Raw genomic sequence first — 26,433 nt, 5'->3', positions numbered from 1 at the left:
CGTCTACGTCGGCAGCCACGACGGGAAACTGTATGCCGTGGATGCCGCCACAGGCCGCAAACGCTGGTCCTTCACCACTGGCCACGGTGTGTTCTCGTCCCCGGCGGTTGCCGACGGAGTGGTCTACGTCGCCAGCTTCGACAAGAATCTGTATGCCGTGGATGCCGCCACAGGCCGCAAACGCTGGTCCTTCACCACCGGCGACATCGTGTACTCGTCCCCGGCGGTTGCCGACGGAGTGGTCTACGTCGGCAGCAACGACAAGAATCTGTACGCGATAATGGCGTAGTTCCATTCTTGTCACACCCATGGAACACCGCACCTCCAGCTTAGGGAGTTGCGCGCAATGAAGACAGGGCTGGCAGGGCGAAAGCACCGCTCCAACGCGGGCGGCGCGGAATGCACGCGGGATGAGGGATTGCCAGCTCTACTGGGGTCGGCCTGATGACGCGATCAGTTCCGTCGTTCGCACGCTGAGCGCGCCGACGACCTTCAACCTCGCGCGAGGACATGCCCTGCTCCACTACGCCGAGGCGCTCACCTGGAAACGTGAGGTTCCCGGCGCCGTGGACAAGATCCGTGGCGCGGCGCAGGTCACCGCCAGGCACAGTTCCGGTCGGCTCGCGGAGACCGTACGGCAGGCTCGTGCCCGCCTCCAGCCGTGGGCGGGTAACAAGCACGTTCGCACCCTCGACGAGGAACTCCGCTCTCTGGGCATCACTACGCCGGGGTGTTCCTAGCGGACGACGCCGGACTCCCAGGCCCAGGCGGCGGTCTCGACGCGGTTACGGGCGCCCAGTTTCGCCTGAATGCTGCTGAGGTGCGTCTTCACCGTGGACAGGGAGACGAACAGTTCGGCCGCGATCTCCTGGTTCGTCCGCCCGCGCGCGACCAGTCGGACGACGTCGAACTCCCGCTCGGTCAGCGGCTCGCGGGGCGGCCTGCCCCGGACGGCCGCCGGGCGGGCGAGGTGCTGGAGCAGCCGGACGGTCACCGAGGGCGAGACGAGTGCGTCCCCGTTGGCGGCGGCGCGGACGGCCTCGATCAGCAGCGTCGGTCCGATGTCCTTGAGCAGGAAGCCGCAGGCGCCGGCGCGCAGCGCGCCGTACACGTACTCGTCCAGGTCGAAGGTCGTGACGATCACCACGCGCATCGGGTCGGGCACGCCCGGCCCGGCGAGGATCTTCGTGACCTCCAGGCCGTCGAGCCGGGGCATCCGGATGTCCAGCAGGCACACGTCCGGCCGCAGCCGCCGAGCCTGCTCCACCGCCGCGACCCCGTCGGCGACCGCCGCGACGACCTCGATGTCCGGCTGCGCGTCGAGGATCATCTGGAAACCGGTACGCACCAGCTCCTGGTCGTCCGCGACGAGTACCCTCACGCGCCCGATTCTGCCAGTCCGCGGGGGACCATAGTCGGAAATATCGGACCCGCGCCATCCGGAAGCTCCGGATAACTAGCCGCGCCCCGAATAGCCCGGCCAGGGAAGCCGCCGATCCGGGGTGTCGGCCAGCAGCAGGTCGCACAGGGCGTCGGTGATGGGCATGCCGGTGATCTCCTCGATCAGCAGGAAGCCGCCGCCGGGGTTGACCTCCAGGAACACGTACCGGTCCTCGGGCGTCAGCGTCAGGTCGATCGTCCCGAACGACAGGCCGAGGTGCGCCATGACGCCGAGGCAGCGTCTCCGCACGTCGTCGGGCAGGTCGTGCGGGCGCAGCCGCCGCGAGCTCCTGGGGGAGTGGATCTCGGCGGCGAACACCCGCGCGCCGCTGACGATGACCCGCAGCGCGAGCCTGCGCAGCACCCGCTCCTGTGCGACCAGCGGGAACGGGCCCGTGCCTGCGGGGTCGGTGAGCGTCCCAGGCTCCTCCTCGGGGGCCGGGTCGCCGATGGCCCACGGGTGGTCGAGCACCCGCGTGACGATCTGCCCGTGGTGGGCGAGGTAGAAGTCCAGCAGTTCCTCGTGGTCGGTGCTGATCAGCGTGGACGGCAGCGCGAACCCCGCCCGTCCCGCGACCGACAACTGGTACAGCTTGCGCCGGGCGCGCTGGATCACCGGGCGCGAGGCGGGGACGGTGGCGCAGACCAGCGTGTCCCACACGTCGGAGGCGAACCCGTCCTGCTGCTGGACGGGGCCCTCCACGGGCGGCTCGGAGCGGCGGAACCAGACCGAGGTGAGCCGGTCCAGGTCCAGGCGCCGCTCGGCGGTGAGCAGCACGCGCCGCGCGGCCCCCGAGGGGTCGAGCGTGATGGAGAGCCGGGCGGCCTCGGGAAACCGGCCGGGCTCCAGGACGAGCGCGTCGGCTCCGCGCTCGGTGAGAGCGCGGGCCACGTGCCGGGCCTGGGTGTCGCCATCCTCGGTGAGGATGAGCACGGTGCCGCTCATGCGCCGATCTCCCCTCGTGTACGCCGTGTGGGCCGCCTCGCCGGTAGGCCGCCGGGCGTCGTTCGCTGGACGTCGCTCACCCTGACGCGGCGGACTTGACCGCGGCTTGTCGAGACGTGGGCCGGACTTGCGGTTGGCTTGGATGAGGTATTTCAGACAAAACCAGTAGGGATAGTTGCAAAGTCGAGAGCGCGGGATTACCGTTGGAGACGTGAACCGCGCCGCCCACCTGACCAGCCGTCGGCACGTCGATCTCTGCCGGATCACCGGTTCTCTCTGTCACGCCGAGACGCCCACCGGCCGACCGACGACGACAGGAGAAGAAGATGCAGGAGCTGTGGTACACCCGCTACCCCGAGCCAACGGCGACCGGGATCGCCGCTGACCTCGGCTGGCTCGACGACGAGTTCACCCCCGAAGACATCGCCGTGCGCGCCTTCAGGGAGACCCCCGGCCTGGGCAGCCACCTGGGCCGGCCCCTGAGGACGCTGTTCCACGAGAGCGGCAACGTCCCCGCCCTGTGGGCCCGCTCGCGCGGTGCCTCCACCCGGCTCATCGGCCTCACCTGGGCCGAGACCCGCCAGGTGATCGTCACGCGCCCGCATGTCACCATCCGCGAACCGGAGGACCTGCGCGGACGGCGCCTCGGACTGCCGCTGCGGCGGGACGTCCCCGTCGACGTCCGGCGCGCCACCGCCCTGCGCGGCCTGCGCAACGCGCTGTGGGCCGGAGGCCTCACGCTCAACGACGCCCACCTCATCGACCTGCCCACGACGCCCGCCGACGCCGCGTGGGCCCCCGAGCTGGAGGCCCTGGCGCGCGGCGAGGTCGACGCGGTCTACGTCCGGGGCCCGGCCGCCGTGCGCGCCGCCGAAACCCGCGGCCTGCCCGTCGCCGTCGACCTCGGTGCCCACCCCGACAGGCGGGTCCGCGTCAATGACGGGACGCTCAAGCTCATCACCGTTGACCAGCTGCTCCTGGACGTGCGGCCCGACATCGTCGCGCGGTTCCTGCGCGTGGTGCTGGACGCCGCCGACTGGGCCACCGCCTACCCGGAACAGGCGGTGCTCCTCCAGGGCGAGAACCACCCGCCCGCGAGCCCGGTGGACGTGACCGATCTGACGGACCTGTTCGAGAGACCGTCCGGCCCGGCGGGCCCGGCCGGCTTCAGGGTCGCCCTGCCGGGACTCAAGATCGCCCTGTCCGCCGAGCGGCTCGGCATGCTCGCCGAGCAGGAACGCTTCCTGCGCGCCCACGGCTTCCTCGAATCCGCCGTGGACGTGCACGCCTGGGCCGACGGCACGGCGCTCGCGAACGCCCGCACCGGCCGCCGTACGTACCAGAAACAGACCGTATGAACCGCACCACGCACGCGGGACCGGCCGTCCCGCGTCCACGAGCCGGTACGGCGACGAGCGGGGCGCGCTCAGAGGATGGCTCGCCGTACCTCGGGGCACCGGAGGGGGAGGACGTTTCGGGGTTGGCCGCCCTCCCTCCCGGTGCCCCGCCCGCCCGGCTTACCGTGGAGCGGGCCCCCGCCCACCTGTCCCTCGCCTCCCCATGGAGGCGGCCGTGACCATCCGCATCGGTGTGCACAACGGCAACCCGTCGCTGTTCTTCCTGGCACGCCTGGAACACGTGCTCGACACCTTCGACGAGCCGCTGGAGCTGTACTTCTACGGCGACGGCACCCGCACGGCGCGCCTGCTGGCCGAAGGGACGATCGACATCGGCGGAACCGGCTCCACCCCGCCGCTGACCGCCCAGGCCGACGGCCTGCCCCTCGTGTACGTCGCCGCCTCCGCCCCGCGCCCCGGCCACGGCGCCCTCGTCACGGCCGCCCCCGGCCCGGACGGCGGGATCGGCGCCGTCGCGGACCTGCGGGGGAAGGCCGTGGCGTTCGCCGAGGGGTCGTGGCACACCCACTTCCTCGCCGAGCTGCTCGACGGCGCGGGCCTGGCGTACCAGGACATCGAACCGCGCGCCCCGGGCCCGAAGACCGCCGAGCTGGTGCGGAAGGGGGAGATCGCCGCGTGGGTGGCGCAGGGGGCCGACCTGGTCAAGGCCGAGGCATCACCGGACCTGGCGGTCCTCGCCGGCACGACCGGAGTGGTGCCGGACCGCTCGGTGTTCTTCACCCGGCCCGACTTCGCCGCGACCCGCCCTCGCGCGGTCGCCGCCCTGGTCGGCGCGCTGCGGCAGGCCGACGAATGGGCGAGGGACAACCCGCGCGAGGCGGCCCACCTGGCCGAGGAGGCCGTGGGCGGCTCCGTGGACGCCTGGGAGGTCGCCCTGGCGCGGCTTCCCTGGCGGCTGGAACCGGTCACGTCCCGGTTCCTCGACGAGCAGCAGGAGGCCGCCGACCTGCTGTACGCCCAGAAGCTGCTGCGGCGTCCCATCGACGTCTGCGAGGCGGCGGACCCGGACCTCGCGCTCGTGGTCACCGAGGCACTCGCCGTGCCCGCGCCGCGCGGGGAGGCGCCCACCACCAGGCGCCGCGCCCGGGCCGGATCCACCCGGAACCGGCCCGCCAGAGGCGTGGCGGTAGCGCACCGCTCTCAGCCGGCCTGAGCCCCGTCCGCCTTGCCGGTCTCGCCCCCGGGAAGGGGGCTGCCGGTCTCCAGCAGGGTCTTGAGGCTGGCGAAGATGGGCGGCCAGCCGCCGCTGACGCCTTCCAGGATGGCGCTGCCGGGCTCGAAGCCGTCATGGACGACGACCAGCTTCACGACCTCGCCCTGCTGCTCGATGTCGAAGGACACCTTCGAGCGGGGCTCCGCGGCCCACTTCTCGTAGAGCTCCTGCTCGACATCGTGGGCCTTGGCGAACTCGGGCGTGAAGGTGTGCCAGGTGTAGGAGAGGCGCCGGTAGGGGTCCGCCTCCAGCACGACCTGTTCGGGGTCGGCCATCGTCACCCCGGACACGGTCCAGGTCATCGGCGAGCCCGGCTTCCAGTCACTCTCGAAGACGACGCCCCAGTACTGGCTGGTGAACGCGGGGTCGGTCAGCGCACGCCAGAGGCGTTCCGGCGTGGTGTTGATGTAGGTCGTGTAGACGAACTCGGGCTTGCTCATCGGCTCCTGCTCCAATGCTCTCTTCAGGTCGGCGAGCGCGTGCACGCGGCGACGGTCGTACTGGCCGATCCACCGCTCGGCCACGGCGTTGATCGGCGCGGCGTTGAGGTAGTGCAGCTTCTCCCGGCCCCGCCACACGGTGGTCACCAGCGTGGCCGCCTCCAGCACCGCCAGGTGCTTGCTGACCGACTGCCTGCTCATCTCCAGCCCCGCGCACAACTCGCGCAGGGTCTGCCCGTTCCGCGCGTTCAAACTGTCCAGTAACCGCCGCCGACTACCGTCGGCCAACGCCTTGAACACCTCGTCCATCGCCCGCCACCTCGGTCATGCAACCATCTGGTTGCCTGTGCACTATAGGCAGCCGGTTGGTTGCATGTCAACGCGCGCGAGGGGATGCCCCTGGCCGGCGAGACGGCGGGGAAAGGGCTGCTCAGATGGTGAGGAAGCCGTACGTGGAAGCGATCTCGGATTGCGCCTTGTCGCGCGACGCGAAGCCGTACGTCTCGCCGTCGGCGAGTTCGGGCACGGTCAAGGAGGCGATGGAGACGTGCCAGGCGTCCATGGCCCGGAGCCCATGCCGGCGGACGATGCTCAGGGCCCGGGCCTCCACCTTGTCCTGCGGGGCGGTGAGCAGGGTGATCAGAGGGAGCGGGCCTCGTGGTGGTGCGGCTCGTCGGACAGGTAGGCGCGGGCCAGCACCGACGAGTCGGCATAGACGATCACGGGCGTTCCCGGTCCTCGTCGAGGATCTCGTCCAGTCGCGGCCCCCAGCCCGCCGTGAGCCGCGCGATGCAACCCATGTCCACGGCCTTTCGGGTGGGACGGGTGGCGGTTTCCGTGGCGGGGTCGCGTGGGGCGCGCGCGGCCAGCATGCCGAGCGCGGCGGCTCGGGACCTGAGCCGGTCGCGGGGGGACTCCATATCACTTTCCCTTCGTGATGTCAGGGGCCGGCGCGGGCATAGGCTCGGTGCCCTGATCCCATGTGGGGGCGTCGCATGGATCCTATGTGTGATCGAGTGAACACGGACCGGAGTTGTGTGATCCGATGGGGAGGACGTGTGGGGTGGGGTACACGGTCGCATATGGATCGACATGACCGTGACAAGGTCGCGCCGGGCGGTGTGAACCGGCCCGGGTCGTGGGAATCGCGGGAATCGAGGAAGGGGTGCCGATGCGGGTCGCCCTGTTCATCACGTGCGTGAACGACACGCTGTTCCCCGGTACGGGGAAGGCGGTCGTGACGCTGCTGCGGCGTCTCGGCTGCGCGGTGGAGTTCCCCGAGGGGCAGACGTGCTGCGGGCAGATGCACGTGAACACCGGCTACCGCGACGAGGGCGTGCGGCTCGCGCGCAACTTCCTGGACGTCTTCGCGGGGTACGACGCCGTGGTGGCGCCGTCGGGGTCGTGCGCGGCCATGGTCCGGGAGCAGTACCCGAAGCTCGCGGACGGCATGGGCGCGACGCGGCCGGGGGCCTTCGCGAGCGTCCACGGCGGGCGCTCGGGGTTCGCGCGGGCCGTGGCGGAGGTGACGCCCCGGGTGTACGACCTGTCGAAGTTCCTGGTGGACGTCCTCGGCGTCGCCGACGTAGGCGCATATTTCCCGCACCGGGTGACATATCACCCCACCTGCCACTCCCTGCGCGGCCTCCGCGTCGGCGACCGCCCCACCCGCCTCCTCCAGAACGTGCGCGGCCTGGAGCTCGTCCCCCTCCCCGGCGCCGACGAGTGCTGCGGCTTCGGCGGCACGTTCGCCGTCAAGAACGCGGCCGTCTCCGCCGCGATGTGCGCCGACAAGGTCGCCAACATCGAGTCCACCGGCGCCGAGGTGCTGTGCGCCGCCGACAACTCCTGCCTGATGCACATCGGCGGCACGCTGAGCCGCCAGCGCACGGGCGTCCGGGTGATGCACCTGGCCGAGATCCTCGCCGCGACGGAACGCGACGTGGGCGGGCCCGTCGGCCGTGAGGTTCCCGTCGTGGACGGAGGGCCGCGATGAGCGCCGGGCCGGGCACCTTCCTCGGAATGCCCGCGTTCCCGAAGAACGCCGAGGAGGCCCTTGAGGACTCCCAGCTCCGCTTCAACCTCCGCAAGGCCACGCACACCATCCGCGGCCGGCGCCAGGCCGTCGTGGACGAGCTGCCCGACTGGGCGGCGCTGCGCGCGGCGGGCAAGGCGATCAAGGACGAGACGCTGCGCAATCTCGACCGCTACCTGGTCCAGGCGGAGGAGGCCGTCACCCGGGCGGGCGGCCACGTCCACTGGGCCGCGGACGCCGCCGAGGCCAACAGGATCGTCGCCGGCCTGATCAGGGCCACCGGCGAGACCGAGGTCGTGAAGGTCAAGTCGATGGCCACCCAGGAGATCGGCCTCAACGAGGCGCTCGAACGCGAGGGCGTCACCGCCAACGAGACCGACCTCGCCGAGCTGATCGTGCAGCTCGGCGACGACTGGCCGTCGCACATCCTGGTGCCCGCGATCCACAGGAACCGCTCCGAGATCCGCGAGATCTTCCTGGAGCACATGGGCGAGTGGGGCCGCCCCGCCCCCGGCGACCTCACCGACGACCCGAAGGCGCTGGCCGAGGCCGCCCGCCTGCACCTGCGCGAGCGCTTCCTGTCCGCCAAGGTCGGCATCTCGGGCGCGAACTTCCTGATCGCCGAGACCGGCACGCTGGTCGTGCTGGAGTCCGAGGGCAACGGCCGCATGTGCCTGACCATGCCCCGGACGCTGATCAGCGTGGTCGGCATCGAGAAGGTCCTGCCGACGTGGCGCGACCTGGAGGTGTTCCTGCAGCTCCTGCCGAGGAGCTCCACGGGCGAGCGGATGAACCCCTACACCTCGATGTGGACGGGCGCGACCGAGGGCCAGGAGTTCCACCTCGTGCTGCTGGACAACGGCCGCACCCAGGTGCTGGCCGACGAGATCGGCCGCCAGGCGCTGCGCTGCATCCGCTGCTCGGCGTGCCTCAACGTCTGCCCGGTGTACGAGCGGGTCGGCGGGCACGCGTACGGATCGGTCTATCCGGGGCCGATCGGGGCGATCCTCACCCCGCAACTGCGGGGGACGGCCTCGGAGCTGGACGCCTCGCTGCCGTACGCCTCAAGCCTCTGCGGCGCGTGCTACGACGTGTGCCCGGTGGCGATCGACATCCCGGAGGTGCTCGTCCACCTGCGCGCCAGGACCCCGCACGCCCCGGCCGAGCGGGCGGGGCTGAAGGCGGCGGGCTGGGTGCTGGAGCGGCCGTCCCGCCTGCGGCGCGCGCAGCGCCTGGCCTCGCGCCTGCGCGGCCTCGTGCCCCGGCGCCGGCTGCCCGGCCCGGGCGCCGCCTGGACCGACACCCGTGACGTCCCCGCCGTCCCGGAGGAATCCTTCCGCGACTGGTGGGACCGCACCGAAGGAGGGGCGAAGTGAGCTCCCGCGAGCGCGTCCTGGCGCGCGTCCGCGCGGCCGTGGCCGGGGCGCCGCGGGTCGAGGTCCCGCGCGACTACCGGACGACGGGCCCCGAGGCCGGGCGCGTCGAGCGGTTCGCCGACCGGGTGCGCGACTACAAGGCCGTCGTGCACGTCGTCCCCGCCGCCGAGGTGGCCACGACGGTCGCGGACGCGCTGTCCCGGCGCGGCGCGCGCCGGATCGTCGTCCCGGACGGGCTGCCCGAGGGGTGGCTGAGCGCCGCGGCGCCGCTGGAGCGCCTCGCGGACGACCCTCCGCTGACCGCCGCCCTCCTGGACGCGGCGGACGGCGTGGTCACCGGCTGCGCGGTCGCCGTCGCCGAGACCGGGACGATCGTCCTGGACGCCGGCCCGGGTCAGGGCCGCAGGGCGCTCACCCTGGTCCCGGACTACCACCTGTGCGTGGTCCCGGACGAGCGGATCGTCCCCTCCGTCCCCGAGGCGGTGGCGCGCCTGGACCCGTCCCGTCCCCTCACCTGGATCAGCGGACCCTCGGCGACCAGCGACATCGAGCTGAACCGCGTCGAGGGCGTCCATGGCCCCCGCACGCTGGAAGTGATCATCGCCGTCTAGCGTCCCCTCGTCCGGAACCCCGGCACGGCCATCGCCCGCCGTGCCGGGGTTCCGTCGTGTTTCGCCGTGATTTGTTTCGTCCGCTGTGTCTGGAAGGCCAGTAGCGTACAGGGCAGCCCGGCGAACGGCGCCCCGAGCCGCGTCCCGCTGCCGGAGAAGACCACGAAAGGGAAGCCCCCCATGCTCGAGGTGGACGGCCTCAGAAAACGGTACGGCGACACGGTGGCCCTCGACGGCGTCAGCCTGACGGTGCGCCCCGGCGAGATGTTCGGCTTCGTCGGCGCGAACGGCGCGGGGAAGACCACGACGATGCGCATCGTCATGGGCGTGCTGAGCAGCGACGGCGGCCAGGTGCGCTGGAACGGCGCCCAGGTCGGCCACGAGACCCGGCGCAGGTTCGGCTACATGCCCGAGGAGCGCGGGCTGTACGCCAAGATGCGCGTCGGCGAGCAGATCGAGTACTTCGGCAAGCTCGGCGGCATGCCCCCGCAGGCCGCCAAGCGGTCGGCGGACGAGCTGATCGAGCGGCTGAGCCTGACCGAGCGGCGCGGCGACGACGTCGACAGCCTGTCGCTGGGCAACCAGCAGCGCGTGCAGCTCGCCGTGGCGCTCATCCACGACCCCGAGCTGCTGGTCCTGGACGAGCCCTTCTCCGGCCTGGACCCGATCGCGGTGGACGCGCTGGCGGGCGTCCTCACCGAGCGCAAGGCCGCGGGGGTGCCGGTCGTCTTCTCCAGCCACCAGCTCGACCTGGTCGAGCGCCTGTGCGACTCGGTCGGCATCATCAAGGCCGGGCGCATGATCGCCGGAGGCACGGTCGAGGAACTGCGGGCACGGGAGTCCCGCAAGCGCCTGCGCATCGTCGTCACCGGCGCGGCGCCCGGCTGGGCCGACCTGTTGCCCGGCGAGATCGTGGCCGAGACCGAACGCACGCCGGAGGACGGCGAGTGGTACGACGAGGTGATCCTCATCCCCGCAGATGACCAGGAGGCGCTGCGCGTCGCCGCCCAGGCCGGCCACGTCCAGCACTTCGCCTGGCAGGAGCCCTCACTGGCCGAGATCTTCCGCGAGGTGGTCGCGTGAACGCCGTGACGCTCGTCGCCCGCCGCGAGATCGCCGTGCGGGGCCGGACGAAGGGCTTCCGCATCGGGCTGCTCGTGACGGCGGTCCTCGTGGTCGTCCTCGCGGCCCTTCCCAAGCTGATCGGCGGCGGCTCCGACTACGACGTGGGCCTGGCGGGACGGCAGGCCGATCGGCTCCAGGCCGCGCTCGCCGGGCAGGCCGCGCAGGCCACCGACGTCACCGTCAAGGTCACGCGGTACGCCGACGAGGCCGCGGCGCGCAAGGGCGTCGAGGACGGGGACGTCGAGGCGGCCGTCGTGGACAACACCACGGTCATCTCCAAGACCGTGGTCGGCGACAGCCTGGCCGTGCTGCTCGACACCGCCCACCGCGTGGTCGCCACCGAGGCGAACCTCACGGCGGCGGGACTGGACCCGGCCAAGGTCGGGCAGGCCCAGCAGGTGGCGCCGATGAAGACCGTGTCGCTCAACGGCACCGGCGAGGACGCGACGATCCGGCGCGTGCTCGCCATGGTCATCGTCGTCATCCTGTTCATGCTGCTGATCCAGGTCTGCACCTGGGTGGCCACGGGCGTGGTGGAGGAGAAGGGCAGCAGGATCGTCGAGATCCTCCTCACCGCCGTGCGCCCGTGGCAGCTTCTGGCGGGCAAGGTCATCGGTGTGGGCGTGCTCGGGCTGTCCCAGGTCATCGTGATCGCGGCGGTCGGCCTGGTGGCGGCGCAGGTCACCGGCGCGGTGCCGGAGCTGCCCGAAGGCACGTACGGCGTGGTCGCGGGCGCCGTCGTCTGGTTCCTGCTGGGCTACGTCTTCTACGCGGCGATGTTCGCGGCCATCGCCTCGCTGGTGTCCCGGCAGGAGGAGCTCAGCGGCGTGCTGACCCCCGCGACGATGCTGCTGATGGCGAGCTACCTGGTCGGGTTCGTCGCGGCGGGCGCTCCCGACAGCACGCTGACGCAGGTGCTGTCGATCGTCCCGCCGTTCTCCGCGATGGTCATGCCGGTACGCTCGGCCGTCTTGGACGTGCCTTTCTGGGAGATGGGCCTGGCCGCGGGGCTGATGATCGTCGCGGCGGTCGCCGTGCTGCTGCTCGGCGGGCGCATCTACCAGCGGGCGGTGCTGCGTACGGGAGCCCGGGTGAAGTGGCGCGAGGCACTGTCCTCGGCGTCCTGAGTTGCGCACCATCCCCCTTGTGCGGTGAGCTGATATGTCCGCACAGGGGGGATGGAATTGACCGGCATTGACCAGCACCTGACGATCGCCACCAAACGGCTGCTCCTCCGGCCCTTCGGCCCGCACGACGCCGACAGGGTGCGGAAGATCGTCGAGTCGGGCGCGCGGTTCCTCCCGCCGGGCGTCCCCGGCCACGCCTCGGGCGTGTCCCAGTGGCTCTCGTACGGCGTGCACGAGCTGTGGCGCTCCGGCCAGGGCGTCCACCTCGCGATGGTCGCCGACGGCGTCATCATCGGCGCCATCAGCCTCTTCAAGACCGTGTGGGCCGCGGGGTCCACTGAGGTCGGGTACGGCGTCCACCCCGCCCACCGCGGCAGGGGGTACGCCCCCGAAGCCCTCGCCGGGCTCACCGAGTGGGCGCTCACCAAGGGCGGCCTGCGCCGGGTCGAACTGCGCGCCAACCTGGACAACACCTCTTCGCTGCGCGTCGCCGAGAAGGCCGGGTACACCCGCGAGGGGCTGCTGCGCGGCGGCGGCCACGAGGATGACGGGCCGCACGACCTGGTCGTCTTCGGCATGCTGTCGCGCGATCTCGCCCTCGGGCCCCCGACGATGAACGGCCGCGGCTTCGGCACCGGCGTGCGCCTGGAGAGCGAGCGCCTCCTGCTGCGCCCCTTCACCGGCTCCGACGCCCGCGACGTCTTCTCCGCCGTGGACGGCGACCCCGAGATCAACCGCTGGATGCCCTGGGCCGAGGGGTACGACCTCCAGCGCGCGTACGACTGGTGCACCAGGTACGCCCACACGGACTCGGTGGGGGGCGTCCACTTCGCCATCGAGCCGAGGGCCGGGGGACGGCTGGCGGGCTCGGCCGGAGTGCAGCGGGCCGACTGGGAACGCGGGGACGTCGAGATCGGCTACTGGATCTCGCCCTGGGCGCGCCGTCAGGGCGTCGCCCTGGAGGCGACCCGCGCGCTGACCACCTTCGTCATGATGCGCGGGTTCCACCGGGTCACGCTGCTCATCGCCGTGGGCAACCACGCGAGCCAGGGGGTGGCCAGGAAGGCGGGCTTCAGCGAGGAGGGAGTCCTGCGGAGCGCCCTGCACGTCTCCAGCGGCCTCTCCGACGCCGTCCTGTTCAGCCTGCTCAAGGGCGAACCGGTCTAGCGGGGAGCGCCCGGCCAAAGCGGCGCTCTAACGCGGCGTGGCTGTAGGGAGCGCCATAGGCACAGATCTCTTCGTGCCGCGCGCCCTCCGCAAGATCACGATGAACCGTCGGTCTTGACTTGGCCAAATAGGGTGCAAAGTGATGTCCATGGATTGGCAGATTCGTATATCCTCGCGACCCGGCCAACATAACCGCAGGTCAACGTATCGGAGATCCATATGAAGCCGTCGCTCTTGCTCATCGGGCACGGCGCCCACGACGACACGGGCGCGGCCGAGTTCGGCCGTTTCGTCCACCGCCTGCGGTGTCGCCTCGATGGGGTCGCCGCCGACGTGTCCGGCGGGTTCGCCGCCAGGGGACGCCCTTCGCTAGGCGACTCGGTCGCCTCCCTCGTGGCCCGCGGCCACCACCGCATGGTAGCCCTCCCGCTCACGCTGGGCGACGACGCCGACATCACCGCCGCGCTCGCGCGGGCGCGGGTCGCCCACCCGACCCTCGTCCACGACTACGGCCAGTCGCTCGCCGCGTCCCCGGGGGTGCTGGCGCTGATGGCCGAGCGGCTCGCCGACGCGCTCGCCGAGATGCCCCGCCTCGCCGCCGTCTCCCCGGGCGAAGACCACGAGGCGCACCGCGAGCCGGTGTCCCCGGCCGAGACCGCCGTGGTGCTGGTGGGGCACGGCTCCGGCGACGCCGCCGCCAACGCTGACGTCCACCGCGTCTCGCGGCTGTTCTGGGAGACCCACGCGCCCGACCTGCTGACCGTCGAGACCGCCTACGTGTCCGACGCGCCGCCGAGCGTCGCCCAGGGCATCGAGCGCTGCCGCCGCCTCGGCGCCAAGCGCGTCGTCGTGCTCCCGTACCTGCTGTTCGCGGGCGCCGTCCTCGAGCGGATCTGGGCCGAGGCCCTGGCGTACGCCGCCGGGCACATCGACCTGGACGTGCGCTGCGCCGAGGTCATCGGCGACTGCGAGGGGCTCGCCGACCTGATCATCGAGAGGTACGAGCGGACGCTGACCGCGGGCGAGCCCGACGGCCTGGACGTGGACTTCGGCGGCGCGGGGCTGGAGAGGCCAGCCGCCGTCGAGCCTCCGCAGGACCTCGAGACGCTGGAGGGCGTGCTTCGCGTTGGGGCGGGCACATTCCGTTAATCGTTGGGGTGGTCATATTCCGTTAATACGGTTAAATGGTGACATTCTGCTGCCGGAGCATGATTGGACCCCGATGCGCTACGGCCCGATGTTCGGACCCGACATCACGTTCCTCGGCGTGGAGCGCTGCGACCTCGGCGACCCGGCGAGCTACGCGGGCGCGGACGTCGTCATCCTCGGGGCGCCGTTCGACGGCGGCACGAGCAACCGGCCCGGCGCGCGGTTCGGCCCGATGGCCCTGCGGCAGGCCTGCTACCTTCCCCACGACGGATCCAGGCCGAGCCTCGCCCTGCGCGTGGACCCGCTGCGCGACCTGAAGGTCCTCGACGCCGGCGACGTCGAATGCTACTCCGGCGACATCGAGACCTCGATCGCGAACATCGAGGAGGCCGTCCACACGATCGCCGCGTCCGGCGCCATGCCGCTCGTCCTCGGCGGCGACCACACCATCGCCCTTCCCGACGCCCGCGGCGTGGCCCGCCACCACGGCTTCGGGCGCGTCTCGATGATCCACTTCGACGCGCACGCCGACACCGGGAACATCGAGTTCGGCCACCTGTACGGGCACGGCCAGCCCATGCGCCGCCTCATCGAGTCGGAGGCGATCCGCGGCGACAGGTTCCTGCAGATCGGGCTGCGCGGCTACTGGCCCGGCCCCGAGACCCTGACGTGGATGGCCGAGCGGGACATGCGGTCATACGAGATGACCGAGATCGTGGAACGCGGCCTCACCGAATGCCTCACCGAGGCGTTCGCCATCGCCACCGACGACTGCGACGGCGTGTTCCTCTCCGTCGACATCGACGTCTGCGACCCCGGCCACGCGCCCGGCACCGGCACCCCCGAACCCGGCGGCCTGTCCGCCCGGCAGCTCCTCGACGCGGTCCGGCGCATCTGCTACGAACTGCCCGTCGTCGGCATGGAGGTCGTCGAGGTCGCCCCGCCGTACGACCACGCCGAGATCACCGCCTATCTGGGCAACCGCGTCATCCTGGAGGCGCTGTCCGCCCTCGCCCGCAGGCGCGAGGTGGAGGCGGGAGGCGAGCCCTGGGATCCCCGCAGGCCGCTCCTGGAAGGCAGGCGCGCGGCGGGGGACGAACGCGGCCGGGCTGTGCCTCCGGTGGCGGACGGACTGTAGGTTTACTCCACGCACAACGGTTTTGCCACTTCCCGGGAAAGGGAACACGGTCCCAATGTCGTCGCCCTACCTGCTCGGACTCCGCCTCGACGGCAGGCGCGTGCTCGTCGTCGGGGGCGGGCGCGTGGCCCAGCGCAGGGTGCCCACCCTGCTCGACGCGGGCGCCTCGATCACCCTGGTGTCCCCGAGCGTGACCCCTGCCCTGGACGATCTGATCGCCGACGGCGCGATCATCTGGGAGCGCCGCCACTACCAGGTCGGCGACTGCGACGGCGCGTGGCTCGTCCAGGCCTGCACGTCCGACCGCGCCGCCAACGCCGCCATCGCCGCCGAGGCCGAGGCCAAGCGCATCTGGTGCGTGCGCTCCGACGACCGCGACGCCTCCGCCGCCTGGACCCCGGCGAGCGGCCGCGTCGACGAGATCAGCGTCGCCGTCACCGCCGGGGGAGACCCGCGCCGCGCGGCCGGCATCCGGGACGCCGTGGTGGACGCCCTGCGTGACGGCACGGTCGACGCCCGGCGCAACCGCACCAAGCCCGTCGGCGTCGCGCTGGTCGGCGGCGGCCCCGGCGACCCGGCGCTGATCACCGTCCGCGGGCGTCAGCTGCTCGCTCAGGCCGACGTCGTCGTCGCCGACCGCCTCGCGCCCCGCGCCCTGCTGGACGAGCTCGCGCCGGACGTCGAGCTGATCGACGCCGCCAAGATCCCCTACGGCCGCTACCTCGCGCAGGAGAAGATCAACGAGCTGCTCGTCGAGCACGCCAAGCTCGGCAAGTTCGTCGTCCGGCTCAAGGGGGGCGACCCGTTCGTCTTCGGCCGCGGCGGCGAAGAGATGCTGGCCTGCGCGCGGGCCGGAATCCCCGTCGTGGTGGTCCCCGGCGTGACGAGCGCGGTCGCGGTGCCCGCCGCCGAGGGCGTGCCCGTCACCCACCGCGGAGTCAGCCAGGAGTTCCACGTCATCTCCGTTCACGTGGCACCCGATGATCCGAAATCAACTGTTGACTGGCCGGGACTGGCGAGATCACCGGGAACCCTGGTACTTCTGATGGCTGTCGAGAGAATTGCCGCGATCGCTCACACACTGATACGAGAAGGACGTTCGCCGGAAACACCCGTGATGGTGGTACAGGACGGTACTCTTCCGACCCAGCGAGCTCTTTATGCCGATCTCTCCACGGTGGCGGAGCGCGTGATCGCCGCTGGGACGCGGCCTCCGGCGATCGTGGTCGTCGGTGACGTCGTCAGGGTCGGCCAGGAGATCAAGATGGTGCGAGCGGAGCGGGTTCCGTGAAATCGGCGGCGAAGAAGACGGAGTACGCCGATGAGCACACCGAGTGGTCGGGCGGCATGGTGACCGAGGGGAAGGACGTCCCCGAGGCCCTGGAGGAACAGACCATCACGTTCCAGGCCATCGGCGTGGACGACGACCTTGCCCCCGAGGGCGCGCCGGCCGGGAACGGGAAGGTCCCCGCGGCCGAGGGTGCCGCGGACGGAGCCGCCCCGACCACAGACGGAGCCGGCGAGACCGCCCAGGCCGCCGAGGACACGGACCGCGCGGAGGAGCCCCCCCACGCCGTGGAGAGCGCGGACGATTCCGAGCCGAGCGCCGTGGCGGTGGAGCAGGTGGCTGGCGCGGACGGCACCGACGGTGCGGACGTAGCGAATAGTGCGGACAAATCGGACAGGGTGGAGGAATCGGATATCGCGGAGGTGTCCGCCGCCTCGGACGTGCCGAACGCGTCAGAAGTCCTGGACGCCCCCGAGGTGCCGGAGGACCCGGAGGACCCGGAGCGAACGGCGTCGGCCGAGGACGCCCCGGAGGCCGCGGCGGAAACCGCGCACGAGCCGACTGCGCACGAGCCGACCGAGCAATCCGAGCCGACCGAGCAATCTGAGCTGACCGAGCAATCTGAGCTGACCGAGTGGTCCGAGCCGATCGGCCTGGCCGAGGTGTCCGGGCCCGTCCGCGAGGTCCCGCTGCCCAAGCCCGTCTCCCGCGCCCTGACCGCCGCGCTCTCCAACCTGAAGAACAGCGTCACCGGCCTCCGGCTCGGCCTCGACGTGCCCGGGGTCGAGGACGCGCGCAAGGCGCAGGCCGAGATCCTCGCCCAGCTCGAGAACTACGTGATCCCGCGCGTCCACATGAGCACGGCGCCCGCCCTGGTCGTCGTCGTGGGCTCCACGGGCGCCGGCAAGTCCACGCTGGTCAACACGCTGGCCGCCGCCAAGCTGAGCGTCACGGGAGTGCGCCGCCCCACCACCGGCACCCCCGTGCTGGCCTGCCACCCCGACGACCGCGAATGGTTCGCCAAGGGCGAGGTGCTCGGCGGCATGATCCGCGTCGACCGGCCGGGTACGGATGGCACACTCGAGAGCCTCGTCCTCTCCACCAGCGAGCGGCTGCCCCCGGGCGTGGCCCTGCTGGACACCCCGGACATCGACTCGGTGGTCGAGGCCCACCACGAGGTCGCCCACCGCATGCTCGACGCCGCCGACCTGTGGATCTTCGTCACCACGGCCGCGCGGTACGCCGACGCCCCGTCCTGGGGCGTCTTACGGCGGGCCAAGGAACGCGGCGCCCGCCTCGCCATCGTCCTGTCGCGCGTGCCCGTGAAGTCCCGGGACGTGATCGACAAGCACTTCGCCCGCATGCTGCAGGAATACGGCCTCGGCGACGTCGAGCGGTTCGTGGTCAACGAGTCGGTGGTCACCGCCGGCCGCCTGCCGGAGGAGGAGGTCGCCGAGCTGCGCATGTGGCTGACCGAGCTCTCGGTGGACGATCAGCGCCGCGAGCAGGCCATCCAGGCCACCCTCGACGGCGTGATGTCCAGCTTCCGGGCCCGTGTCCCGGCCCTCGCGCGGCACCTGGAGGCCCAGGTCGCGTTCCGCGCGGAGCTGCGCACGGACGTCGACGCCGCGTACATGGCCGCGCTCGCCGAGATCGACGAGTTCACCACCAACGGGTCGCTGCTGCGCGGTGAGGTCCTCGCCCGCTGGCAGGACTTCGCGGGCTCCGGCGACCTGATGCGCACCTTGCACCTGCGCCGCCCCGGCCGCCTGACCGCCAAGGCGTCCCAGCAGGCCCCCGCGCGGTCGCGCGCCTTCAAGCAGGCGCTGCGCGCGGCGCTGGAGTCCGTCATCGTCTCGGCCGGGCAGCGCGCGGCCGAGGAGGTCGTCAACCGGTGGCGGCAGCGTGACGGCGCCGGCGACCGCCTCGCCGCCTCCCCCGGGCTCGGCGGCCCGTCGGAGGAGTTCGTCCGCCGGGTCGGCCGCACGGTCGGCGCCTGGCAGGAGCACGTGGTGGGGCTCGTCCGGTCTGGCGGCGTGGCCAAGCGGTCGGTGGCCAAGCTCGTCTCCTTCGACGTGGAGTCCCTGGCGCTCGTCTTCATGATCGGCCTGCTCGGCTACGGAAGCTCGGAGGTCGCGGAGACCTCGGGCACCGGCACGCTTCCCGATCGGCTGCTGCGCGGTGTGCTCGGGGCCGACTCGCTGCGCACCATCGGCACCAAGGCGCGCAGCGACCTGCGGGCCCGCATCAGCCTCCTGTTCGACGAGGAGACCCTGAGATACGTGCAGGTGCTCGACGAGGCGGGAATCCCGGACGAAGCCGCCGCCAAGCGGCTCTACCAGGCAACGTACAACCTCGAGGTCGCCCGATGACGGTCAGCGGCGGACGTGCCGGGACGATGGAGACGAGAAGTGATCTGGGGCAGCGCATGGCGGCCCTGGCGAAGGTCGTGGAGCTCGGCCCCGGCCGGGTCGACCCCGCGCTGATCGCCGAGGCCGGGCGGCTGCTGCTGCGCGCCGGCGACCGTCTCAAGCTGTCCGGCGAGCACACGGTGGTCGCGCTCGCGGGCGGCACCGGCAGCGGCAAGTCGTCCCTGTTCAACCGCGTCTCGGGGCTGGAGCTGTCCCCGACCGGGGTCCGCAGGCCGACCACCGCCCGGCCGCACGCCTGCGTGTGGGGCATCGACGGCGCCGGGCCGCTGCTCGACTGGCTGCAGATCCAGTGGCGCCACCGCTTCGCCCGCGCCAGCGCCCTGGACAGGGGCGAGAGCCAGCTCCACGGGCTGATTCTGCTCGACCTGCCCGACCACGACTCGATCCGCGCGATCACCGACCACGAGGCCGACCGGCTGATCCAGATCGCGGACGTCATCGTGTGGGTGCTCGACCCGCAGAAGTACGCCGACGCGGCCACCCACAGCAAGTACGTCGCCGAGCTCGCCGGGCACGAGGCGGTCACGGTGTTCGCGCTGAACCAGGCCGACCGGCTGGCCCCCGAGGAACTGGCCGAGTGCGTCGTGGACCTGTCCGACCTGCTCAAACGGGAAGGCGTGCAGCATCCGCGCATCGTCCCGACCTCGGCGGCGACCGGCCGGGGGGTCAACAGCCTGAAGAGCGTGCTGGCCGAGTCCGTCGCCGGTCGCCGGGCCGCCGTGCAGCGCCTGGAGGCCGACCTCGACCGCCTCATGGGCCGGCTGACCAAGGTCATGCCCAAGGCCCAGACCATGGCGGTGCAGCCCACCGTCGACCTCGCCCGCCAGGAGGGCCTGACCGACGCGCTCAGCGACGCGGTCGGCGTCCCGGCGGTCGGAGAGGCCATGGAGAACGTCTACGGGGTGCGGTCGCTCGACTGGGTCGGCTGGCCGTTCGCCCGCTGGGCGTCCCGCCTGCGTCCCGACCCCCTCGCCAGCCTGCGCATCGGCAACCTCCGCGACGAGATCAAGGCCGTGACGGCGGCCAAGGTCAGCGCCCAGCCCGCCGAGGTCGAGAACGCCGTGCAGGCGCTGGCCGACGGGCTGACGTCCGGAATGCCCGAGGCGTGGCGCAACGGCGTGCGCGACGCCGCGCGCTCGCAGGTGAAGAGGCTTCCCGAGGTTCTGTCCGGCGAACTGTCCGAGACCGCCCCGCGCCTCGACCGCGTGCCGGGGTGGTGGCGGCTGCTGAAGGTCTGGCAGTACCTGCTGGTGGCGCTGTTCGCCGCCGGGCTGGCCTGGGCCGGCGCCATCGTCGTGTACGGCGTGCTCAAGCTGGTGAAGGCCCCCGCCGAGCTCCTCGGGGACGTCTCGGTGCTGCCCTGGCTCGGGGTGATGGTGGTCAGTGTGCTCGGGCTCGGCCTGCTGTCGGCCATCGCGAGCCGCAACTTCGTCGTGCTCGGCGCGGGCAAGGAGCGGGACCGCCTCGAACGCGACATGCGGCGGCGGATCTCGGTCGTCTCCAAGGACATGGTGGTCAAGCCGGTGGAGCAGGAACTCCAGCGGTACAACGAGTTCTTCGCCGCGCTCGCCGCGGCCCGGCGCTGACGGTCACTTCCCCGCGTGATCTGCCGCAGGGCGCGGCCGTTGCTGTGCGCGGTCGGTTATCCACAGGCGGCCGCGCGGCGTGGCGAATCATCCACAGAACGTGGTTCGGCGACCATGGAGGGTGACGGGCCGCGTCAAGCTGACTCCCATGCCGGTGGAGACGGTCCGCCGGCCCGCCATGGGAGGCACGATGAACGACATCTACATCACGCTGAGCGGGAACGTCGTCGCCGAGCCCCGGCAGTTCGCCGGTGAGAACGGCCTCCGCGTGACGTCACTGCGGCTCGCCTGCGCGCCGCGCCTCTACGACAAGTCCAGCCAGTCCTGGTACGACGGCGAGACCAGCTACTACACCGTCCGCTGCTACCGGGTGCTGGCCGAGAACGTCGCCCGGTGCGTCAGGCCCGGGCAGCCCATCGTCGTGCACGGCAAGCTGCGCGTCCGCTCCTACGAGCGCGACGGCCGGCGAGGGTCGGCGGCCGAGGTCGAGGCCGTCTCCGTCGGCCATGACCTGCGCCGGGGCGTGACCACCTTCGAGAAACCCCAGCGGACGGCCGCCGGGGCCGGCGCACCGGTGATGGCGATGGCCGGGGCGGTCACGGCGGCCGCCGACGAGGGCGGGGACGTTCAGGTGGCGCCTCCCGCCGGTTTCGCTCGCCAGGCGCCGGCCGCGGAAGCGGTCGAGAAGAGCGAGACGATGGAGACAACAGAGACCACCGAGACCATTGAGACCGCCGAGATCGCCGAGCGTCTGGCCGCCTGAGTTCCGGCGGCTCCGTTTCTGGACGGTTCCTTGCCGGGGCGGCGCCGCTCCTCCTCGCCAGGGCTGGTCGGCCGCGTCTCGGGTGGCGCGCCTGACGCGTCCGACGGGGCGGATTCGAGGATCGCGCGCCGGGCGAGGGGCTGCCGTGGGTCATGGGTGGGTGTGTCTGGTCAGGTCCAGATGACGCCTCGCACCATGGCTGCTCCTTTCCCGCAGGGGAGCCGCTCGTCGCGGAGCGGTCGGATCGTGGCCTGGGCCTCCAACCGGGGGAGGCGTGGCCGCAGTGCTCCAACGTAGCGGTTCTCATCGCGCCCCGCACACTCTGCGACTATTGTGTTACACATCGTGAGACGTACAGTCGAGACATCGAACCCGTCCGGACGGATGTGAGCTTGGGGGATGTGATGACGGCGCTCGGTCATTCCTCGGACGAGCCACGGGTCGGCGTGCAATCACTGGCCGATCGCTGGCCGTTGCTGGCTCAGCCCACCATGCTGGTCCTCTACGTCTGCGCCACCGTGGGCCTCGCCGTGGGCGCGGCGGGCTACCTCGCCGTGTCGACCGAGTTCCGCTGGGCGGAGTTCCTGACCTTCCTGGCCCTGGTGGCCTGCGGGGCGGTCTGCATCGAGGCGACCCGCAGGCTCGGCATGCCGGCCGGCGTGTCCCGTGACCTGCTCTCCGCGTGGTGGCTCCCCGTCGCGCTGCTGCTGCCCCCGGTGTACGCGCTGCTGGCGCCCCTGCCACTGCAGTTCCTGCTGCAGATCCGGGTACGGGCCACGGTGCTCTACCGGCGGGTGTTCAGCGCGGCGGCGATCGGCCTCGCCGCCGGCGTCGCGTCCATGGTCTTTCACGCCTTCGTGCGCGCCCCGGCGGGGCCCTCGCTCGGCACGGGCGGGCCGATCGCCCTGGCCGTGGCCTGCGCGGCGCTGTTCACCGTCCTCAACACCGCCCTGATCGCCGTCGCCCTGCAGATCTCCGATCCCGACTCCCGGTGGCGCGACGTCCTGTGGGATCGCGAGCGCGTGATCCTCGACGTCGTCGAGCTCTGCCTCGGGGTCCTGGTCGCCATCGCCTGCGGGGTCAGCCCGCTGCTGCTGCTTCTCACGCTCCCGCCGGTGGTGCTCCTGCAACGCAGCCTGCTGCACGCCCAGCTCAAGGCCGCCGCCCGCACCGACGCCAAGACCGGCCTGCTCAACGCGACGGCCTGGCAGCGGGAGGCCGACACCGAGATCGTCCGCGCCCGGCGCACCGGCGAGACGCTCGCGCTCCTGATCGTCGACATCGACCACTTCAAACGGGTCAACGACACCTACGGCCACCTTGTCGGCGACCAGGTGCTCGCGGGTGTCGCCACGGCCCTGCGCAGCCAGCTCCGCGAATACGACGTCGTCGGCCGGTTCGGCGGCGAGGAGTTCGTGGTCCTGCTGCCGGGGGCGGACGTCGCCGAGGCCCGCCGGGTGGCCGAGCGCCTGCGCTCCCGCGTCGGCAGGATGGCCATTCCGGTCGACGACGCGATGATCACCGTCACGGTGTCGGCGGGCGTGGCCATCATGAGCGTCCACGGCGACGACCTGATCGAGCTGCTCGCCGCCGCCGATCTCGCTCTCTACCGGGCCAAGGAGCTCGGCCGCGACCGCATCTGCCTGCCGGTCGCCCCGGTCCCGCCCCCTCGTGCGCGAGCGGACAACTCCGACGGCGGAATCCCCTAGTCTTAGAGGCATGCCCGAGTACATCTACACGATGCAGCGCGTGCGCAAGGCGCACGGCGACAAGGTTGTCCTTGACGACGTCACGCTGCATTTCCTGCCCGGAGCCAAGATTGGTGTACTGGGCCCCAACGGCACCGGTAAGTCCACGCTTCTGAAGATGATGGCCGGCCTCGAGCAGCCGTCGAACGGTGACGCCCGGCTGATGCCCGGGTTCACGGTCGGCATGCTCCAGCAGGAGCCTCCGCTCAACGAGTCCAAGACCGTCCTCGGCAACGTCCAGGAGGGCGTGGCCGAGACGCTGGCCATGCGGGCCCGCTTCGAAGAGATCGCCGAGCTCATGGCGACCGACTACAGCGACGAGCTGCTGGACGAGATGGGCAAACTGCAGGAGGCCCTCGACCACCGCAACGGGTGGGACGTCGACAGCCAGCTCGAACAGGCGATGGACGCGCTGCGCTGCCCGCCGCCCGACGCCGAGGTGACCAAGCTGTCGGGTGGTGAGCGCCGCCGCGTCGCGTTGTGCAAGCTGCTGCTGGAGCAGCCCGACCTGCTGCTGCTCGACGAGCCCACCAACCACCTCGACGCCGAGAGCGTCCAGTGGCTCGAGCAGCACCTGGAGAAGTACCCCGGCACCGTCCTGGCCGTCACCCACGACCGCTACTTCCTCGACAACGTGGCGACGTGGATCCTCGAGCTCGACCGCGGCCGCTGCTACCCCTACGAGGGCAACTACTCCACCTACCTGGAGCAGAAGGCGGCCCGCCTGAAGGTCGAGGGCCAGAAGGACGCCAAGCGCAGGAGGCGCCTGGAGGAAGAGCTCGAGTGGGTGCGCTCCAACGCGCGGGCCCGCCAGACCAAGAGCCGGGCGCGTCTCCAGCGCTACGAAGAGATGGCGGCCGAGGCCGACAAGCACCGCAAGCTCGACTTCGAAGAGATCCAGATCCCGCCGGGCCCGCGCCTCGGCACCACCGTCATCAGGGCGGCCGGCCTCACGAAGGGCTTCGACGACCGCCTGCTGATGGAGGGTCTGACCTTCGACCTGCCCCGCAACGGCATCGTCGGCGTCATCGGTCCCAACGGCGTGGGCAAGACCACACTGTTCCGCATGATCATGAGCGCCGAGACGCCCGACACCGGCGACATCACGATCGGCGAGACCGTCAAGATCTCCTACGTCGACCAGGGCCGCGGCAACATCGACCCGAAGAAGAACGTCTGGCAGGTCGTCTCCGACGAGCTCGACCACATCAAGGTCGGCCACGTCGAGATGCCCTCGCGCGCCTACATCGCGGCGTTCGGCTTCAAGGGCCCCGACCAGCAGAAGCCGGCGGGCATCCTGTCCGGCGGCGAGCGCAACCGCCTCAACCTCGCGCTCACGCTCAAGCAGGGCGGCAACGTCCTGCTGCTGGACGAGCCCACCAACGACCTCGACACCGAGACGCTGGGCAGCCTGGAGAACGCCCTGCTGGACTTCCCGGGCTGTGCGGTGATCACCTCGCACGACCGGTGGTTCCTCGACCGCATCGCGACGCACATCCTCGCGTGGGAGGGCGGCTCGAACTGGTTCTGGTTCGAGGGCAACTTCGCCGACTACGAGAAGAACAAGATCGACCGTCTGGGCGCCGAGGCGGCGCGCCCCCACCGGGTGACGTACCGCAAGCTCACCCGCGACTGAGTTCGCCGCCTAAAGTGCGCCCCGAACCCTTCGTGTCGGAGGCGCGGCCATAGGCACAGCTGGCAGGCGGGGTCCGGACGACCAGGACCCCGCCATCGTCGTATCAAGAGCGCCATCCGCCCGTCCCCGCCGTCCACGCGGACGGGCGCGGCTGCGAACGTAGATCTCGTGGACGGCGTCGCGCCACCACGGGGAGCTTCTGACCCTGCCTGCCGCTGCCCCTGCGCCCGGGCCGTGCGTGGAGCGGTCCGGCGTCTGGCCCGAGGGCGGGGGACGGTGCTTCGGCCGGGGAGGGCCGGCCGACGGGGTCAGTGGGCGTTGACGAGGCTTTGCGCGGCGTACTCCAGGTAGTTCCAGAGCTTGGCCTCCAGCTCGCCGGGGAGCTCCAGGGACTCGACGGCCTCGCGCATGTGGCGCAGCCAGGCGTCGCGTTCCGCCTCGCCGATCACGAACGGCGCGTGCCGCATGCGCAGCCGGGGATGCCCGCGGCGCTCGCCGTACGTGCTCGGGCCGCCCCAGTACTGGATGAGGAACAGGCGCAGGCGCTCCTCGGCCCCGTCGAGGTCCTCTTCGGGGTACAGCGGGCGCAGCAGCGGGTCGTCGGCGACGCCTTGGTAGAAGCGGTGCACGAGGCGCTCGAAGGCCTCTGAGCCGCCCACGGCGTCGTAGAAGGACATGGATTCCGGAGGAGTAGCGGACACGCGAACCAGCCTACTCAGACGCGGCGAGGGGAATGCCGGCCCGGTCCAGCGCCATCTTGACCCGCATGCGGACCTCGCGGGCGACCTCGGCCTGTTGCGACGGCACCGTCTTCACGCTGATCCTGAAGATCATCGCCTTGTCGGAGATCTGCTCCAGCCCGAACACCTGGGGCTCCTCGACGATTGCGATGTCGCGAAGGTCCGGGTCGTTCCAGATCTCCTCGGTGAGGCCCTTGAGGACATCCCGGATGCCGGCGATGTCCGCCTCGTAGGCCACCGGCACGTCGACCACGGCCCGCGACCACCCCTGTGACTCGTTGCCGACGCGGGTGATCGTGCCGTTGCGGACGTACCAGACCCGGCCGTCGACGTCGCGCAGGCGGGTGATGCGCAGCGTCACGGCCTCGACGGTGCCGATCGCCATCCCGGTGTCGATCAGGTCGCCCACACCGTACTGGTCCTCCACCAGCATGAACATGCCGGCGATGAAGTCCTTCACCAGTTCCTGGGCGCCGAAGCCCACCGCGACGCCGAGGATGCCGACGCTGGTCAGGATGGGCGCCAGGTCGAGCCCGAACCGGCTGAGCACCATGAGCCCGGCGGTGCCGAAGACGACGGCGGTGATCAGACTGTTGAGGACGGACCCGAGCGTCTCGGCGCGCTGGCGGCGGCGCTCGGTGATCACGGCCGTTGCGCCGTCCACGGGCGTGGCGCGGAATCGCAGGCGTTCTGGCATGACGCCGTCGGCGGCCCGGCGGATCACGCGGTTGACCACTCGGTGGAGCAGCCCTCGGATGACCAGGGCGACCACCAGGATGAGGACGATGCTGATGATCCAGGCCACAGGGGACGCCCAGTCGGCGGGTAGCACGTTGAGCAGGATGCCACACAGGACGTTGTCCTTGCTGGTGCCGCCGCACATGTTCATGGCCAGTTGTGCCGTGTCATCGAGGCCGGGGAGGCCTGGATCGGGCGAGGTCGAGGGAGACGGCGCCGGACTGGGGCCAAGCAGGAACACGCGGTTGCTCCCCTTCGGATCGGGCCGGTCGGCGAAGACGATGTCGGTCCTTGACCTAGAGAAAACGGTACTTGAC

The 26,433-nt window shown here is 71.5% G+C and carries 26 protein-coding genes; 19 read left to right on the top strand and 7 right to left on the bottom strand.

The window, feature by feature from the left end; all coding sequences use genetic code 11:
- Positions 1–289: PQQ-binding-like beta-propeller repeat protein (locus AB0H21_RS31515; RefSeq protein WP_358523920.1), on the top strand; the 289-nt coding region annotated here is incomplete at its 5' end.
- Between the two features lie 121 nt (positions 290–410).
- Positions 411–740, top strand: a complete 330-nt coding sequence (locus tag AB0H21_RS31510; RefSeq protein ID WP_358523917.1) for a hypothetical protein — start codon at positions 411–413, stop codon at positions 738–740.
- Here the strand turns inward: AB0H21_RS31510 and AB0H21_RS31505 are convergent.
- Positions 737–1,381, bottom strand: coding sequence for a response regulator transcription factor (locus AB0H21_RS31505; RefSeq protein WP_358523914.1), 645 nt, complete (start codon positions 1,379–1,381; stop codon positions 737–739). The two genes, AB0H21_RS31510 and AB0H21_RS31505, sit on opposite strands and share 4 nt — an antisense overlap.
- A 75-nt stretch (positions 1,382–1,456) precedes the next feature.
- Positions 1,457–2,386 carry an MvdC/MvdD family ATP grasp protein gene (locus AB0H21_RS31500; RefSeq protein WP_358523911.1) on the bottom strand — a complete coding sequence of 310 codons (930 nt, stop codon included), beginning with the start codon at positions 2,384–2,386 and terminating at the stop codon, positions 1,457–1,459.
- 211 nt (positions 2,387–2,597) lie between these two features.
- Between AB0H21_RS31500 and AB0H21_RS31495 the strand changes: the two genes are divergently transcribed.
- The 3 genes from AB0H21_RS31495 (at position 2,598) to AB0H21_RS31485 (ending at position 4,957) form a co-directional block, all read left to right on the top strand.
- A complete protein-coding gene (locus AB0H21_RS31495) occupies positions 2,598–2,771 on the top strand; it encodes a putative leader peptide (RefSeq protein WP_358523908.1) in 174 nt (57 codons plus the stop codon).
- The gene (locus tag AB0H21_RS31490; RefSeq protein ID WP_358523905.1) at positions 2,713–3,744 is read left to right on the top strand and encodes an ABC transporter substrate-binding protein; all 1,032 of its coding nucleotides are present in this window, start codon (positions 2,713–2,715) and stop codon (positions 3,742–3,744) included. The genes AB0H21_RS31495 and AB0H21_RS31490 overlap by 59 nt, the downstream gene beginning before the upstream one ends.
- Positions 3,745–3,958: 214 nt before the next feature.
- Positions 3,959–4,957: an ABC transporter substrate-binding protein gene (locus AB0H21_RS31485; RefSeq protein WP_358523903.1), complete on the top strand. Its 999-nt coding sequence runs from the start codon at positions 3,959–3,961 to the stop codon at positions 4,955–4,957.
- Here the strand turns inward: AB0H21_RS31485 and AB0H21_RS31480 are convergent.
- The 3 genes from AB0H21_RS31480 to AB0H21_RS31470 all read right to left on the bottom strand — a co-directional run bounded on the left by AB0H21_RS31480 (position 4,945) and on the right by AB0H21_RS31470 (position 6,377).
- The gene (locus tag AB0H21_RS31480; protein ID WP_358523901.1) at positions 4,945–5,766 is read right to left on the bottom strand and encodes an SRPBCC domain-containing protein; all 822 of its coding nucleotides are present in this window, start codon (positions 5,764–5,766) and stop codon (positions 4,945–4,947) included. The two genes, AB0H21_RS31485 and AB0H21_RS31480, sit on opposite strands and share 13 nt — an antisense overlap.
- Positions 5,767–5,887: 121 nt before the next feature.
- The gene (locus AB0H21_RS31475; RefSeq protein WP_358523898.1) at positions 5,888–6,019 is read right to left on the bottom strand and encodes a hypothetical protein; all 132 of its coding nucleotides are present in this window, start codon (positions 6,017–6,019) and stop codon (positions 5,888–5,890) included.
- Between the two features lie 157 nt (positions 6,020–6,176).
- Positions 6,177–6,377, bottom strand: a complete 201-nt coding sequence (locus AB0H21_RS31470; protein ID WP_358523895.1) for a hypothetical protein — start codon at positions 6,375–6,377, stop codon at positions 6,177–6,179.
- A 251-nt stretch (positions 6,378–6,628) separates the two neighbouring features.
- On the opposite strand from AB0H21_RS31470, the gene AB0H21_RS31465 reads away from it, so the two are divergent.
- The 14 genes from AB0H21_RS31465 to ettA all read left to right on the top strand — a co-directional run bounded on the left by AB0H21_RS31465 (position 6,629) and on the right by ettA (position 24,638).
- The gene (locus AB0H21_RS31465; RefSeq protein WP_358523893.1) at positions 6,629–7,453 is read left to right on the top strand and encodes a (Fe-S)-binding protein; all 825 of its coding nucleotides are present in this window, start codon (positions 6,629–6,631) and stop codon (positions 7,451–7,453) included.
- The gene (locus AB0H21_RS31460) at positions 7,450–8,868 is read left to right on the top strand and encodes a lactate utilization protein B (RefSeq protein WP_358523890.1); all 1,419 of its coding nucleotides are present in this window, start codon (positions 7,450–7,452) and stop codon (positions 8,866–8,868) included. The genes AB0H21_RS31465 and AB0H21_RS31460 overlap by 4 nt, the downstream gene beginning before the upstream one ends.
- Positions 8,865–9,479, top strand: coding sequence for a lactate utilization protein C (locus tag AB0H21_RS31455; protein ID WP_358523887.1), 615 nt, complete (start codon positions 8,865–8,867; stop codon positions 9,477–9,479). Before AB0H21_RS31460 ends, AB0H21_RS31455 begins: the two co-directional genes overlap by 4 nt.
- A 180-nt stretch (positions 9,480–9,659) precedes the next feature.
- Complete coding sequence (locus AB0H21_RS31450; protein WP_358523884.1) at positions 9,660–10,562, top strand: ATP-binding cassette domain-containing protein; 903 nt, start codon at positions 9,660–9,662, stop codon at positions 10,560–10,562.
- The gene (locus tag AB0H21_RS31445; RefSeq protein WP_358523882.1) at positions 10,559–11,731 is read left to right on the top strand and encodes an ABC transporter permease; all 1,173 of its coding nucleotides are present in this window, start codon (positions 10,559–10,561) and stop codon (positions 11,729–11,731) included. The genes AB0H21_RS31450 and AB0H21_RS31445 overlap by 4 nt, the downstream gene beginning before the upstream one ends.
- Before the next feature lie 57 nt (positions 11,732–11,788).
- A complete protein-coding gene (locus AB0H21_RS31440; RefSeq protein WP_358523879.1) occupies positions 11,789–12,898 on the top strand; it encodes a GNAT family N-acetyltransferase in 1,110 nt (369 codons plus the stop codon).
- Between the two features lie 219 nt (positions 12,899–13,117).
- On the top strand, positions 13,118–14,047 hold the full coding sequence (locus tag AB0H21_RS31435; protein ID WP_358523876.1) for a sirohydrochlorin chelatase: 930 nt from the start codon (positions 13,118–13,120) through the stop codon (positions 14,045–14,047).
- Between the two features lie 88 nt (positions 14,048–14,135).
- Positions 14,136–15,185, top strand: a complete 1,050-nt coding sequence (gene speB / locus AB0H21_RS31430) for an agmatinase (RefSeq protein WP_358523873.1) — start codon at positions 14,136–14,138, stop codon at positions 15,183–15,185.
- A 55-nt stretch (positions 15,186–15,240) separates the two neighbouring features.
- Positions 15,241–16,476 carry a uroporphyrinogen-III C-methyltransferase gene (cobA, locus tag AB0H21_RS31425; RefSeq protein ID WP_358523870.1) on the top strand — a complete coding sequence of 412 codons (1,236 nt, stop codon included), beginning with the start codon at positions 15,241–15,243 and terminating at the stop codon, positions 16,474–16,476.
- Positions 16,473–18,845: a dynamin family protein gene (locus tag AB0H21_RS31420; RefSeq protein ID WP_358523867.1), complete on the top strand. Its 2,373-nt coding sequence runs from the start codon at positions 16,473–16,475 to the stop codon at positions 18,843–18,845. Before cobA ends, AB0H21_RS31420 begins: the two co-directional genes overlap by 4 nt.
- Positions 18,842–20,491: a GTPase gene (locus AB0H21_RS31415; protein ID WP_358523864.1), complete on the top strand. Its 1,650-nt coding sequence runs from the start codon at positions 18,842–18,844 to the stop codon at positions 20,489–20,491. The genes AB0H21_RS31420 and AB0H21_RS31415 overlap by 4 nt, the downstream gene beginning before the upstream one ends.
- 148 nt (positions 20,492–20,639) lie before the next feature.
- Positions 20,640–21,254: a single-stranded DNA-binding protein gene (locus AB0H21_RS31410; RefSeq protein WP_358523861.1), complete on the top strand. Its 615-nt coding sequence runs from the start codon at positions 20,640–20,642 to the stop codon at positions 21,252–21,254.
- Positions 21,255–21,727: 473 nt separating this feature from the next.
- The gene (locus AB0H21_RS31405) at positions 21,728–22,963 is read left to right on the top strand and encodes a GGDEF domain-containing protein (RefSeq protein ID WP_358523859.1); all 1,236 of its coding nucleotides are present in this window, start codon (positions 21,728–21,730) and stop codon (positions 22,961–22,963) included.
- A 10-nt stretch (positions 22,964–22,973) separates the two neighbouring features.
- Positions 22,974–24,638, top strand: coding sequence for an energy-dependent translational throttle protein EttA (ettA, locus tag AB0H21_RS31400; RefSeq protein ID WP_358523857.1), 1,665 nt, complete (start codon positions 22,974–22,976; stop codon positions 24,636–24,638).
- Between the two features lie 308 nt (positions 24,639–24,946).
- On the opposite strand, the gene AB0H21_RS31395 is transcribed toward ettA, so the two are convergent.
- Both AB0H21_RS31395 and AB0H21_RS31390 read right to left on the bottom strand, forming a co-directional pair.
- Positions 24,947–25,339, bottom strand: coding sequence for a globin (locus tag AB0H21_RS31395; RefSeq protein ID WP_358523854.1), 393 nt, complete (start codon positions 25,337–25,339; stop codon positions 24,947–24,949).
- Positions 25,340–25,349: 10 nt separating this feature from the next.
- Positions 25,350–26,357: a mechanosensitive ion channel family protein gene (locus AB0H21_RS31390; protein WP_358523851.1), complete on the bottom strand. Its 1,008-nt coding sequence runs from the start codon at positions 26,355–26,357 to the stop codon at positions 25,350–25,352.
- Positions 26,358–26,433 lie beyond the last annotated feature (76 nt).

This window comes from Sphaerisporangium sp. NPDC051011, assembly GCF_040653595.1.
Taxonomy (GTDB): Bacteria; Actinomycetota; Actinomycetes; order Streptosporangiales; family Streptosporangiaceae; genus Sphaerisporangium.
This window is presented reverse-complemented; position numbering and strand designations above follow the sequence as displayed.